The organism is Cupriavidus sp. 05N39 (assembly GCF_056397325.1).
Genome location: NZ_JBFTNE010000005.1, coordinates 54,522 through 68,020 on the forward strand (window position 1 = coordinate 54,522; position 13,499 = coordinate 68,020).

Below are 13,499 nucleotides of genomic sequence, written 5' to 3' on the forward strand. Positions count from 1 at the left end.
GTTTTCACCGCCCGCTTCATCAAAACTGAAGTGTCGTTTGATCACCTGGAAGGGGGCGGCTCTAAGGGGATACCCTGAACTGGCCTCCCCGGCTAGTGATTGCAGCGCGCCGGCAATGCATGCTTGGTCTCCTATAAGCCATCCCACGGAGACCGACACATGTCTGGCATTACCACGATTCCGGCCGCGACGTCGCGCACCCAAACCGAAGCTGCACCCTGCTACCGACAATCCGGCCTGTCGCAACCCGGCGCCGCGTACGGACGTCGTGAGGACGGTTCGTTGCTGCTATGGTCGACCGACGCGCCGCTGCAAGGCGGCCCCTTCGCCTTCAGCAGCTTCCTGGCGCGTTGGGCCGAAACGCGGGGCGCGCTGCCCGCCATCAGCGAACGCGCCGGCGACGCATGGCGCACGCTGACGTGGTCGGAGCTCCACCGGCAGGTGCTGTCGGTAGCGTCGGGACTTCTGGCGATGGGCCTGTCGCAGGCGCGTCCGCTGATGATCCTGTCCGGCAATTCGCTGGAGCAGGCCGTCCTGCTGCTGGGCGCCGAGTATGCGGGCATCCCTTCGGCAGCCGTCTCCCCGTCGTATTCGCTGCTGAGCCAGGATCACCAGCGAGTCCGCGGCATGCATGCGCTGGTCGAGCCGGGCGCCGTGTTCGTGCAGTCGTCGGCGCCGTTCTCGCGCGCGTTGGACGCGCTTGGCGTGCCGGCCGCTGCGGTCATCGCGGTGGACAGCCCGCAGGCAGGCCATACCGCGTGGGCCGCGCTCGCCGGCGCCGCGCCGACTGCCGGACGGATCGCCGACCTGCAGGCCGCGCACGCCTCCATCGATCCCGTGCGCGATGTGGCGCGAATCTTCTTTACCTCGGGCTCAACAGGCGAACCCAAGGCGGTGCCGATCCGCTACGACAACGTGGCCGCGATGATCGGGCAGTACCAGTACCTGCATCGCGCCATTGCGGACGAACCTGTCGTCATGCTCGACTGGCTCCCCTGGCACCACATCTTTGGCGGCATGGGCAACCTGGGCCGCGTGATGACGCTGGGCGGCTCCTACTATCTCGACGACGGCCGTCCGCTGCCGGGACAGTTCGCGCGCACGGTACAGAACCTGCGCGACGTATGCCCCACGTTCTATGCCACCGTGCCGTCCGCGTGGGCGCTGATCGCCGCCGAACTGGAGCGCGACGAATCCTTCGCCCGCTCGTTCTTCTCTCGCCTGCGCTTCGTCGCCTATGGCGGGGCCAGCCTGCCGCGCGATGTCTGGGAACGCTTCCAGAGCGCCGCCGTCCGTACGGTGGGCGAGCGCATCGGGTTCGTCGCGGGCTTTGGCTCGACCGAAACCACCGGCCAAGGTGCGATCTATACGCTGCCCGGTGGCGACCTCGGCAACGTGGGCGTGCCGATCCCGGGCGTCGAGATCAAACTCGTACCGCTCGATGGCGGCGACGACCGCTATGAAGTCCGCCTGCGCGGCCGGCCCGTGTTCCATGGCTATCACAAGCGCCCGGATCTCACCCAGGCGGCGTTCGACGAGGAAGGCTTCTACCGCATGGGCGATGCAGTGCGCCTGGCGAATCCGGAAGATCCGTTGCACGGCCTGCGCTACGCCGGACGATGCGTCGAAGACTTCAAGCTCGCCAACGGCACCTGGGTACGCACCGGCTCGGTCCGGCTGGGACTGGTCGAGCATTGTGCGCCGCTGCTGGCCGACGCCGTGATCTGCGGCCACGACCGCAACTATGTTGCCGCCCTGGCATGGCCCAACGTGGCCGCCTGCCAGCGCCTTGCGCCGGAACTGGCAGCCCTGCCGCCGGAGGAACTGGTGAAGCATCCGACGGTCATTGCCGCCCTGCGTGACGCGCTTCGCGCGCAGGCGGCATCCGGCGCCAGCCAGCAGGTACGCCGGCTGCTGCTGATGGCGGAGCCGCCCTCGTCCGAGGCCAACGAGATTGCCGACAAGGGCTACATCAACCAGGCCGCTGCGCGCCAGCGACGCACGCCACTGATCGACGTGCTCTACGCCGAGCTTCCCCCCGCCTTTGTCGCCTGCTCGCGCTAGCGCCAGGACACTTCAGGCAAGGCATCGCGCGCAGCGCGCGCTTCAAGCTCCAAGCATCAACAGAAAGGACATGTATGGATTTACTTGGCACACCCGAAGACAAGCGCTTCAGGGAAGAGGTACGTGCTTTCCTCGCAGCCCATCTGCCGGCCGACATGCGCCAGCGGATACGCAGCACCGGCTTTGTCAGCTACCAGGACCAGCGCCAGTGGCAACGTACCCTCGACGCACATGGCTGGGGTGCGCCGGCATGGCCCGTGGCGCATGGCGGCACCGGCTGGAATGCCGGCCAGCAAATGATCTTTGCGGACGAATGCGCGATGGCCTCGGCGCCTACCCCGCATATTTTCAACATCACGATGCTCGGGCCGGTCATTATTCACTTCGGCAACGACGCGCAACGCGAATTCTTTCTTCCGAGACTGCTCAACGGCGGCATCCTCAGTTGCCAGGGCTTCTCCGAGCCGAACTCCGGCTCGGATCTCGCGTCGCTGCAGACCAGCGCCAGGCGAGTGGACGGCGGCTATGTCGTCAATGGCTCGAAGATCTGGACGAGCCAGGCCCACGCATCCGACTGGATCTTCTGCCTGCTTCGAACGGATTCAGCCGCCGCCAAAAAACAGGCGGGCATCTCCTTCGTCGTGATCGACCTGAAGTCGCCCGGCGTGACGATTCGCCCCATCATCGGCATCGACGACCGGCACAGCCTGAACCAGGTTTTCTTCGACGATGTGCTCGTCCCGCAGAGTGGGCTTATCGGCGAGGAAAACAAGGGCTGGGACTATGCCAAGTTCCTCCTCGGCCACGAGCGAACGTACGTGGCCGGCATCGGGCGCACCCGTGAGCGCATGAGCTACGCGCGGGAATTGCTCGCCAGCCGCGAACGCGCCGGCCTTCCGGCGAAGACCGCCGCGGCATGGCGAGGCCGCATCGCGCTGATCGAGACCGACGTGCATGCCCTCGAGATTACGCAATTGCGGCTCATGCATGCCGGTATCGACCAGAACATGGCGTCGCTGCTGAAAGTGCGCGGCAGCGAGCTGTACCAGGAAATCGTGGAACTGGCGATGCAGATCGGCGGTGCGGCGTCCCTGCGCGGCGACTGCGGCGAACTCACCACCGCGTATCTGTACTCGCGCGCTGTGACCATCTATGGCGGCAGTACCGAGGTACAGAAGAACATCCTGGCTTCCACCGTAATAGGGTTGTAAATGGATCTCAAACTGAACGACATTCAGCTCCAGCTCAACGACGCACTCTCGCGGTTGCTGGCGAAGGAGTACACCTTTGAGGCGCGCCAAGGCCTGCTGCAAAACTCGCCTGGCCCACGCGCCCGCGTCTGGGGGCAGCTTGCCGAGATGGGTGTTCTTGGTGCTGCCATTGGCGAGGAATATGGCGGCTTCGGCGGCGACGCCGTCGACCTGTCGATGATCTCCGAAGCCCTCGGCAAGGTGCTCGCCCTGGAACCGTATCACTCGACGGTGGTCATGGCATCCACTGCTCTGCAGGCCATGGGTTCGCCCAAGCAGAAGTCGGAATGGCTGCCCCGCATCGCAATGGGCATGTCTCGCATGGGATGGGCGCACCAGGAACGCCAGCACGGCCGCATCGAATGCGCGGCGAAGCATGACAGCGCCGGCTGGTTCCTGACCGGCTCGAAGGAGATGGTGCTGGACGCGCCGAGCTGTCAGCAGTTCATTGTGAGCGCGACGACGCCGGACGACGGTATTCAGTTGTTCCTGGTGAACGCCGCGGACATCGGCCTGCATCTGTCGCCGTACCGACTGGTGGACGGCTCGCCCGCGGGGAATATCCAACTGGAAAATGTTCAGGGGAAGCGGCTCGGCGGTACGCAGGATACCGCCGCGGCGCTCGAGCATGTGATGCGCACCGGTATTACATGCGCGTGCGCCGAAATGCTCGGCGCAATGGAAGGCGCCAGCGCGATGACGTTCGAGTATCTGAAGATTCGCCGGCAGTTTGGGCGGCCGATCGGTAGCAATCAGGCGCTTCAGCACCGCGCGGCCGACATGCTCGTCGCGCGCGAGCAAAGCCGCAGTCTTGTCATGTCGCTCGCCCTCACCCTGGCCGGACGCAATGATTTCGCGCGTGGCGATGGTCAGTTCCACGCGGCGAAGGTGCTCATCGGCCGCAATGCGCGCCGGATTGCCGAGGAAGCCATCCAGATGCACGGCGGCATCGGCATGACGCACGAGTGTGCCGTCGGCCATTACCTCAAGCGCATTCTCGTGCTCGATCAGTTGCATGGCGAAACGCAGTACCACCTCGGCGTGCTCGAGGAACCGCATCGCCGGGAAGCCGCATAAGGCGAGCCGGGCACCCCGATCGGAACCGCTGCGTCGCACTCGCCAACAGGAGTAGTGCCGTCACGTGGTGGCATGGCCATCATGAAAGCCTGCGGCACGCGGATTCACACATTACGAAGATATTTTCATGAGCAGAAAACTGGAAGGCAAGGTCGCCATCGTTACGGGCTCCGGCCGCGGCATCGGCCGCGCGGTTGCGTTGAAGTTCGCCAGCGAAGGCGCCATCGTCGTGGTCAACGATCTCGACCAGGCGCCGGCCGATGAAGTCGTAGCGGACATCGTGCAGGCCGGCGGGAAGGCCGTTGCCTTCGCGGGCAGCGTGGTGGAAGCGGATTTCGGCACGCGCATCGTCAAGCAGACGGTCGATACGTTCGGCGCACTCGACATCATCGTCAACAACGCCGGCTATACCTGGGATAACGTCATCCAGAAGATGACTGACGAGCAGTGGGATGCCGTTGTCGATTGTCACCTCAAGGCGCCCTTCATGCTGCTGCGCGCGGCCCAGCCGTACTTCCGCGAAGCCAGCAAGGCAGAGGCGGAGGCCGGCAAGGAAGTGTTCCGCAAGGTCGTGAACATTTCCTCGGTCTCGGGCACGCAGGGCAATGCCTGCCAGATCAACTATTCCGCGGCCAAAGCCGGGGTGATCGGCATGACGAAGTCGCTGGCGAAGGAGTGGGGACGCATGAAGGTCAATGTCAACTGCGTGGCTTTCGGCGCCATCGAGACCCGCCTGACGCAATCGACCACCGAAGAGATGACCGTGCGGGTGGAAGGCCGCGAAATCAAGGTCGGCGTGCATCCGGACCGGATCGCCGCGGCGGGCCGCGACACCCCGCTCGGCCGCTTCGGCACCGCCGAGGAAGCAGCGGGCGCGGTGTACATGCTCTGCATTCCCGAATCCAACTACGTGAACGCTCAGACCATCATCTGCGGCGGAGGCCGCGGCGGCTTCTGACGGCAGGCATGTTGCAGGCGGTGCGCAACAGGACTCAGGTTGCGCGCCGATCCCAGAAAGACAACATCGGAGACAAGCTTCATGACTGCTTCCAACAAAGCCCGACGCACCCTCGCCTGCTTCGCTGCGGGCATGGGCGTGACCCTGCTGTTTGCCGGCCGCGCCGCACTGGCCGACGGCCATCCCGAACGGCCCGTCAAGATCGTCTCCGCCACCAGTCCGGGGACGGGCGTGGACGACTTCTCGCGCCTGCTGGCCAGCCATCTCACCCGGAAGCTCGGGAAGTCGTTCTACGTGGAGAACCGGCCCGGCGGCAACACCATCATTGCCACCGATGCCGTGGCGAAGGCGGCGCCGGACGGATACACCTTGCTGCTGGCACTGTCGAGTTCCATGTCGGCCAATCCCTGGCTGTTCAAGCATCTGCCGTACAACCCGACCCGCGACTTTGTTCCCGTCGCGCGCCTGAGCGCGCTGCCGGTGACGGTAGTCGTCCCGGCCACCTCGCCAAACAAGTCGCTCGCCGAACTGGCAGCCGCAGGCAGGCGCCAACCGGGCAAGCTGAACTTCGGCACGAGCAGTGCCGGCTATCGCGCCATGCTGGCAGCGATCAATGACCCGGCCAAGGTGCAGGCGGTGGACGCGCCCTACAAGGCGATGAGCACACTGCTGCCAGACCTCATCAGCGGCGTGGTGGACTATACCGTGCTCGAGATATCGGCCGCCGTGCCGCTGGTCAAGTCCGGGAAGCCGGGCGCGACGCTGACCGGCTGGGTCGGCCTGGCCGCGCCTGTCGGAACGCCCCCCGCCGTGGTGGACAAACTGGCACAGGCGGCACTGGAGTTTTTCGACCCGCCGGAGGCCGCCGCGCACTTCGCGCAACGCGGCACCACGCCCTACGCGCTGGGCCCGAAGGCATTTGACGGCGCACTGGCGAATGATCAGGCGCAGTGGAAGCGCGTGATCGCGCTGGCTGGCATCCAGGCCGAATAACCGCCCGCTGGCCGGGACTGACTCGCAGAGCGTCCCGACCGCCTACCGAATTCCGAAGCGGCCCGATCGCTCCCGTCATGCGCCGGGACCAATACGCCCGCACATTTCCCACGCTGTTCAAATCGACGAAAGGAAAGCTCAATGCAACAGCTCTGCAAAGACCGCGTAGTGGTCATCACCGGCGCCGGCCGTGGCCTTGGCCGCGAGTATGCCCTGGAGTTCGCCCGTCACGGGGCCAAGGTTGTCGTGAACGACCTCGGCGCGTCCGCCGATGGCACCAGCGCCGCGTCCGGCCCGGCCCACCAGGTGGTGGAAGAAATCCGCGCGATGGGCGGCCAGGCGATCGCCAACGAGGATGACGTGGCCGATTGGGAAGGCGCCGGCCGGATGATCCAGGCTGCCATCGAGACGTTTGGTGGACTGGATGTGCTGGTCAACAACGCCGCGATCCTGCGCGACCGCATGCTGGTGAACATGCCGGTGGAAGACTGGGACGCCGTGATGCGCGTCCACCTGCGCGGCACGTTCGTACCGATGCGTCACGCGAGCACCTACTGGCGCGACGAATCGAAGGCGGGCCGCCAGCGCAAGGCGCGCGTCATCAATACCTCGTCGTCGGCGGGCCTGTTCGGCAATATCGGCCAGACCTGCTACGGCGCGGCCAAGGCCGGCATCGCGGCGATGTCGAATATCGCCGCCGAAGAGCTTGGCCGCTATGGCGTGACCGTCAACACCATCTATCCGAGCGGCACCACGCGCCACACCGAGCATCTGCTCAAGAGCGGCCGCCTGCAGGTGTCGACCAACGCCGTGGAAGGCTTCGACGCGTTCGACCCCGCCAACGTCGCCCCGCTGATCGTCTGGCTCGGCAGCGAAGAATCCGACAGCGTCACCGGCCGCGTGTTCGGCAGCCGTGGCGGCCGCATCACGGTGGCAGAAGGCTGGCGCGCCGGCCCCAGGATCGAGAAGGCCGGACGCTGGGAGGTGGCTGAACTTGGCGCGCTGATGCCGGATCTCGTGGCCGGCGCCGCGCCCGCGGCCAACCTCGACGGCGTCATTCCCGCCCGCGCCTGAGGCCGGATCAATTTCCTGCAGCGCCCCGGGGCGGACGCGGCAGGCCAGTCCCATGGAGAACTAGCAATGCTTGACAAGAACCTGATCGGCCACAGCTTTGGCCAGCGCCAAGTGAACGTGGAGGAATGGGCCGTGCGGTGGTACGCGAATGCCATCGGCGAGACCAACCCCGAGTACAGCAACGTTGCCGTGGCGCGTGCCGCCGGCCTGCCGTCGCTGCGCGTGCCTCCCACCTTCCTCTCGTGCCCACGGCATGCTGTCGGCCGCCTACCTGAGCCGGCTGATCACCAACTGGGCCGGGCACACACGCCTGCGCAGCCTGAAGATGCGCTTTACCGGCATCACGCACTTGTATGACCAGCCGCATTGCACGGGACGCGTCGCCGAACGCTTCGAGCAGGATGGCGAGCCGCGGCTGCGCGTGGAAATGCAGTGCACCAACCACAAAGGCGAGACCAAGATCGTCGGCGAGGCCATCGTCGCAGTGGCCTGATTCCCGCCCGTCCCCATTCATTCAGCTATCACACATGCCCCAATTGACACGACACTTCGCGCACTGGCCTGCCGGCGTCCCCCGCACGCTGGAGGTGGCGGACTGCAACCTGTTCAGCCACCTGGAAGACTCGGCAACCCGCGTGCCGGACAAGCCCGCCGTCGTGTTCTACGGCAGGCAGACGACGTTCCGCGCGTTGCACACCGCGGCCCTGTCGCTGGCCGGTTACCTCCAGCATCACCTGTCGGTGCGTCAGGGCGACCGCGTGCTGCTGCTGATGCAGAACTGTCCGCAGTACATGATTGCGTTCTACGCGGTGATGCGCTGCGACGCCGTCGTCGTCGCCATGAATCCGATGAGCACGAGCGAGGAGATTGAGTACTACGCCAGGGACAGCGGCGCGCGGGTCGTCATCGCGACGCAAGACCTGGTGGACCGGTTGCAGGGCTTGCTGGAAGGCGATGACCTGGATGGCTGTGTAGTGGGGGCGCCGGCCGAGTTCGCCGGCAGACCCGGCGAGGTGCCCTATCTCGATGTGCCCGCGTGCATCAGCGAACCGCCGCGCCAGTCGGCGGACCCGCGCATGCACGACTTCTCGGGCGCGCTGGACGCCTGCATCGGTCCCCTGCCGATGCAGGGCGGCGGCCCTGACCTCGCGGTGATCGGCTACACGTCCGGCACGACGGGCAAGCCCAAGGGCGCGATGCTGAGCCACCGGAACTTCGTCTATACAATGACGCATCGTGAGTACTGGCAATCCGATCGCGCGGAGGAGGACGAACTCCTCACGCTGCCGGTGACCCATCTGGCGGGCATGCGGGCGATGAACCAGGCCGTGCGCCTGGGGCGCACCGTCGCGATACTCGCGCGCTGGGATGCCGATGCGGCGCTGGAACTCATCGAGCGGCTGCGCCTTCGCACCTGGGCCGCCGTCCCTACCATGCTGGCGGAACTCTTTGCACGTCCCGACATCGACCAGCGTGACCTGTCTTCGCTAACGCGCATCTACGGCGGCGCGTCAGCGATGCCCGAGGCGCTGGCCCGTACGTTGCAGGCGCGGTTGGGACAGCCCTTCCTGGAAAGCTATGGCCTGACCGAATTCTGCGGCATGTCGCACAGCAATCCGCCGCAGGCCGCCAGGCGCCAGTGCGCCGGCGTGCCGGTCATCAATTGCGATGCCCGCGTGATTGACCCGGAGACCGGCGCCGAACTCGACGCGAACCAGTCCGGCGAGCTCGTCCTGCACGGCCCCACGATGTTTGGAGGCTACTGGAACAAGCCCGACGCCACTGCGGCAGTCTTCATCGAGATCGACGGCAAGCCGTTCCTGCGCACGGGCGACCTTGGCTATCACGACGATGACGGCTACTTCTACGTCACCGACCGGCTCAAGCGCATGATCAACGCCTCGGGCCTGAAGGTGTGGCCCGCGGAAGTCGAGTCTCTCCTGTACGGGCACCCTGCGGTACAGGAGGCGTGCGTGATCTCGGCCCATGACCGTCACCGTGGCGAGACGGTGAAGGCGCTGGTCGTGTTGCGCCCTGGCGCCCGTGGCACGATCGAGCCCCAGGCGCTGGTGGACTGGGCCCGGTCATCGATGTCGGCCTACAAGGTTCCCCGCGTCGTGGAGTTCCTCGATAGCCTGCCCAAGACGTCGACAGGCAAGATCCTGTGGCGCGAGCTGCAACTCATGCAGAACGAGCGCGATCGCAACGCACGGGAAGCGGACCCGGCGTAGGCCATCCGGACCATCATTCCCTTCCCAGGATTGGGGCCAGCACGGGCATCTTGCCCTGCTGGCCATTTTTCGATGCCCGTCGAAGGCGGATGGCGGGCCACAGGATTGGGTTGATGCGCCATGGCAACGACAAAAAAAGCCGCCGGACGCATGACGCGTGCCGGCGGCCAAGACATGATCCGCGCTGGTGGCTCAGTTCTTGCCGTAGAGCGTCACCACGCAAGCCCCGCCGAGCCCTATGTTATGCGCCAGCGCCAGCTTCGCGCCTTCGACCTGCCGCTTGTCGGCCTGCCCGCGCAATTGGTTGGTCAACTCGTAGCATTGCGCGAGCCCGGTGGCCCCAAGCGGATGCCCCTTGGAAAGCAGGCCGCCGGACGGGTTGATGACGACCTTGCCGCCGTAGGTATTGTCGCCGTCGCGCACGAACTTTTCCGCACCACCCTCCGGGCAAAAGCCGAGCGTCTCATAGGAGATGACTTCGTTCTGCGCGAAGCAGTCGTACAATTCGGACACGTCGATGTCCTCGGGACCGACGCCTGCCTTCTCGTACACGGGTTTTGTCGCAATAAGCTTCCGGTAGAATGAGCCGGTATCGAATTCAGGCAATGTGGCCAGTGGTGATGAACACGGAGATTGCGAAGGTATTGAAGCGCTTGCACTATCCGCTGGAGGTGATGCTGCCCTGCGTGCGCTGGTATGTCGCCTATCCGCGGAGCCTGCGTCATCTCGAGGATATGATGGCCGAACGTGGCATCTCGGTTGACCATTCGACCGTGCATCGCTGGGCGCTGAAGTTGCTACCGGCGCTAAGCAAAATCTTTCGCCACTCCAAGCGTCCGGTGGGGAAAAGCTGGCGCATGGACGAGACCTACATCCTGGTACGCGGCCAGTGGAAGTATCTGTACCGGGCGGTCGACAAGGCGGGCAATACCATCGACTTCCTGCTGTGCGCCCAGCGTGACAAGGCCGCAGCACGGGGGTTTTTCGAAACCGCCATCGCGCAGCACGGCCAGCCTGACACGGTGACCATCGACGGCAGCCCGGCCAACCTGGCCGCCTTGCACGACATCAACGCCGAACGTGAAGCGCCCACCGTCATCAGGCGGAGCAAATACCTGAACAACATCGTCGAGCAGGACCATCGGGCCATCAAGCGACTGACTCGACCGATGCTCGGCTTCAAGGACTTTCGCTGCGCACGCATCCTGCTGGGCGCCATCGAGCTCATGCACATGATCGCAAAGGGCCAGATGAAGTGCCCGGATGGGAGCGCTACGTCCGCAGCAGAGCAGTTCTATTCGCTGGCCGCCTGACCCCGATTCACGTGGTAGGCCCGGCTGTTCCACCACGTCCTTACTGCGACAGAACCCGAAGACGAGCATCACCATGAGCGCCGCGAGGCCGCGCGGCGTGCGATGGCGCACCAGCCACTCGAAGCCCGGCTGCAACATGTATGCGATGAGCGCACCGAACAGGAACGGTGTGAGGACGGGACGCAAGATCCAAAGCAGGCTGCCGAGGCCGAATGCGACGGCGCCCCAGAGCAGGGCTTGGCGGCGGCTTGGAGTAGGGAGTGGGGCGCTCTGCGACAAATCAGGATTCCAGTTGAGGTTCGCACGGGGTCGGCAATATTTCTGTGTATCCACTGCACCTGAGTCAACTCGTCTATCCGCGCGCTGCTGCTAAACATCTTGGTTGTCTTGAATAGATGTGTTCGCTTACCCGAATCAATTGCGCACCGGTACGATGCTGAACCGGGAGACACCCTGGGTTGCAGCCATCTCGGCCGCCAGTCCCGCCGGCGATAGCGCGCGCGCCTTGTCCGGTGCGACCAGGCYGACTCGCCACACGGCCTGGTTGTCGGCAAACGTGATGGTAAGGCTGTCGTGAAGCACGCGATAGCCGCGAGACTTTGCCCTGTCGATCAGCAGATCGAAGTCAGGGGCTTCGCCGGGTTGGAAAGTCAGCGACACATCAAGCGTCATGCGCCCCGGAAGCCTGGCCTCCAGCCGGTGCAACAGGGACATCGAGCCCACGCATAGCACGGCGAGCAGCAACGCGGCGGCATAGAAGCCAACGCCGAGCAACACGCCTATGGCCGAGGCAGCCCAGATGGATGCCGCGGTCGTGAGGCCGCGGATGCTCATGCCGTCCTTCATGATGACCCCGGCGCCAAGGAAGCCGACGCCGGTGACCACGCCCTGGATGGTATGGGTCGGATCTGCCTGGATGTGCGCTGTGGCACCGCCGTACCAGAGCGACGTGTGACCGACGAATACCGTCAGCGCTGTGGACGCCATGCACACGAGGCCGTAAGTGCGCATGCCGGCGGCGCGGCCATTGTACGAGCGCTCGTAGCCAACCAGCATTCCCAGCAGCAACGCGCCCACCATGTTCAGCCCGATGAACGCGTTGGCGGCGAGAAAGGCGCCGCTCCAATAGTGCTGCAGATCTCCTAGCATAGGATTTCTCGATCAGGCTGCGAGCCAGGCATTCAACGAGCGCAAGGTTTCCTCGCTCAGTTCCCCCGCCGCGGCGGCAAGCCGCAGACGGCCAAGGAGGTAGTCCAAGCGTGCCTGAACCAGGTCAAGCTCAGCGGCGAACACGCGCTGCTGCGCGTCCAGTACGTCGGGTTCCGTACGGGTGCCAACGTCCCGGCCAAGCGTCGTCGCCGCGAGCGCGCTACGCGCCGAAGTCAACGACTGCTCGAGCGCGGCGACGCGCGACACGCCCGTTTTCACCGAGAGGAATCCATCCTGCACATTCAAGCGCACGTCTCGCCGGGCGGCGGCAACCTCCTGCTCCGCCTGGCTCTTCCTCGCAACGGATTCCCGCTCGCGCGAATCCAGTCCGCCGCCCGCGTACAGCGGAATGTTGAGCTGCAAGCCGATCGTCGCGGTGCGGGTGTTGCTGGCCGCAACCCAGGGAGCCAGATTGCCGGTTTGGCCTTGGGCGCCATAACGTGCCACGAGCGCGACGGTCGGGCGACTGCTGACGCGGTACTTGTCGATCTCCGCGCCGGCAATGTCGAGCTCCGACTGCTTGGTCTTCACGACGTAGCTCTGATCTTCACCCCTTGCCTGCCACGCCATGAGATTGTCCGGTTCCGGCGGTCGCGGCGCGAAATTTGGCGCCAGCCCGCTGAGCTGATCGGGCGGCATGCCGACCGTTTCCAGGAATCGCGCGCGTCGTTGCTCTAGCGCAGACTGCGCCGTGACTTCGCGACTCTCCACCCCATCCAGGCGGGCCTGGGCTTCATGAAGATCGGTGATTTTGCCCTGGCCGATGTCGAAGCGCGCCTTCGCGCGGTCCCGTTGCTGTCGCAAGGCCGCCTTCTCGGCCTGTACCACACGGAGCGTTTCCTCACCCAATACCACGCCGAAGTATGCCTCCGCCACCCGCAAGGCCAGATTCTGGCGAGACTGGTCGAACTGCGTTTGCGCCAGGTTCGATTGCTCGCGCAACTGCTTCCTCGTGGCTACTGCGGTCCTGTCGTACAGTGGCTGAATGAGCATCACACCGGCCTGCCGCGCAGTGCCTGAACTATCGGCGGATACCAACGGTGCGGCCTCGGCCGGCGGGTTGCCGGAAGAACGATTGTTGATCCGGTCCAGTGCCGCTTGCAGGCTTACGCGGGGACGCAGCAAGGCGTCGCCCTGCACAGCCATCTCCCGCCCTGCCGTGAGTGCATCATTTGCAGCTAGGCTTGTCGGATCATGCGCCAATGCCTGCTGGTAGGACCCCACGAGATCGATAGCGCCCGACTCCCCAGCGTTCAGGAAAAGCATGCAGCCCAAAGCCACTTGCCCGGCCCGCAGGGCCATGCTCAAACCTTTCATCGAAATAACTCTC

The 13,499-nt window shown here is 65.1% G+C and carries 12 protein-coding genes and 1 pseudogene; 10 read left to right on the plus strand and 3 right to left on the minus strand.

Features of this window, described 5'->3' with window-relative positions; translation table 11 throughout:
* The first annotated feature begins 159 nt into the window (after positions 1-159).
* The 9 genes from AC1DN0_RS04115 to AC1DN0_RS04155 all read left to right on the plus strand — a co-directional run bounded on the left by AC1DN0_RS04115 (position 160) and on the right by AC1DN0_RS04155 (position 9,647).
* Positions 160-2,064 (plus strand): AMP-binding protein, encoded by a 1,905-nt coding sequence (locus AC1DN0_RS04115; RefSeq protein ID WP_441630883.1) that lies wholly within the window; start codon positions 160-162, stop codon positions 2,062-2,064.
* A 74-nt stretch (positions 2,065-2,138) separates the two neighbouring features.
* On the plus strand, positions 2,139-3,275 hold the full coding sequence (locus AC1DN0_RS04120) for an acyl-CoA dehydrogenase family protein (RefSeq protein WP_441630881.1): 1,137 nt from the start codon (positions 2,139-2,141) through the stop codon (positions 3,273-3,275).
* Entirely contained in the window at positions 3,276-4,391 is a 1,116-nt protein-coding gene (locus AC1DN0_RS04125; protein ID WP_441630879.1) for an acyl-CoA dehydrogenase family protein, read from the plus strand. It begins immediately after the preceding gene.
* A 127-nt stretch (positions 4,392-4,518) separates the two neighbouring features.
* Positions 4,519-5,349, plus strand: a complete 831-nt coding sequence (locus AC1DN0_RS04130) for an SDR family NAD(P)-dependent oxidoreductase (RefSeq protein WP_441630877.1) — start codon at positions 4,519-4,521, stop codon at positions 5,347-5,349.
* 81 nt (positions 5,350-5,430) lie between these two features.
* Positions 5,431-6,342, plus strand: a complete 912-nt coding sequence (locus tag AC1DN0_RS04135) for a Bug family tripartite tricarboxylate transporter substrate binding protein (RefSeq protein ID WP_441630875.1) — start codon at positions 5,431-5,433, stop codon at positions 6,340-6,342.
* 141 nt (positions 6,343-6,483) lie between these two features.
* Positions 6,484-7,416: an SDR family oxidoreductase gene (locus tag AC1DN0_RS04140; RefSeq protein WP_441630873.1), complete on the plus strand. Its 933-nt coding sequence runs from the start codon at positions 6,484-6,486 to the stop codon at positions 7,414-7,416.
* A 66-nt stretch (positions 7,417-7,482) separates the two neighbouring features.
* A complete protein-coding gene (locus tag AC1DN0_RS04145; RefSeq protein WP_441630871.1) occupies positions 7,483-7,773 on the plus strand; it encodes an FAS1-like dehydratase domain-containing protein in 291 nt (96 codons plus the stop codon).
* Complete coding sequence (locus tag AC1DN0_RS04150) at positions 7,670-7,909, plus strand: hotdog family protein (RefSeq protein WP_441630891.1); 240 nt, start codon at positions 7,670-7,672, stop codon at positions 7,907-7,909. The genes AC1DN0_RS04145 and AC1DN0_RS04150 overlap by 104 nt, the downstream gene beginning before the upstream one ends.
* A 34-nt stretch (positions 7,910-7,943) precedes the next feature.
* On the plus strand, positions 7,944-9,647 hold the full coding sequence (locus AC1DN0_RS04155) for an AMP-binding protein (RefSeq protein WP_441630869.1): 1,704 nt from the start codon (positions 7,944-7,946) through the stop codon (positions 9,645-9,647).
* A gap of 192 nt (positions 9,648-9,839) precedes the next feature.
* On the opposite strand, the pseudogene AC1DN0_RS04160 reads toward AC1DN0_RS04155, so the two are convergent.
* Positions 9,840-10,211 (minus strand): annotated as a pseudogene (locus AC1DN0_RS04160) (thiolase C-terminal domain-containing protein); the annotation flags it as partial.
* A gap of 56 nt (positions 10,212-10,267) precedes the next feature.
* On the opposite strand from AC1DN0_RS04160, the gene AC1DN0_RS04165 reads away from it, so the two are divergent.
* Positions 10,268-10,960, plus strand: coding sequence for an IS6 family transposase (locus tag AC1DN0_RS04165; RefSeq protein WP_441630867.1), 693 nt, complete (start codon positions 10,268-10,270; stop codon positions 10,958-10,960).
* Positions 10,961-11,374: 414 nt separating this feature from the next.
* Here AC1DN0_RS04165 and AC1DN0_RS04170 read toward each other — a convergent pair whose 3' ends face one another.
* Both AC1DN0_RS04170 and AC1DN0_RS04175 read right to left on the minus strand, forming a co-directional pair.
* Positions 11,375-12,109, minus strand: coding sequence for an MgtC/SapB family protein (locus AC1DN0_RS04170; protein ID WP_477145558.1), 735 nt, complete (start codon positions 12,107-12,109; stop codon positions 11,375-11,377).
* Between the two features lie 12 nt (positions 12,110-12,121).
* Positions 12,122-13,486: a TolC family outer membrane protein gene (locus AC1DN0_RS04175; protein ID WP_441630863.1), complete on the minus strand. Its 1,365-nt coding sequence runs from the start codon at positions 13,484-13,486 to the stop codon at positions 12,122-12,124.
* Positions 13,487-13,499 lie beyond the last annotated feature (13 nt).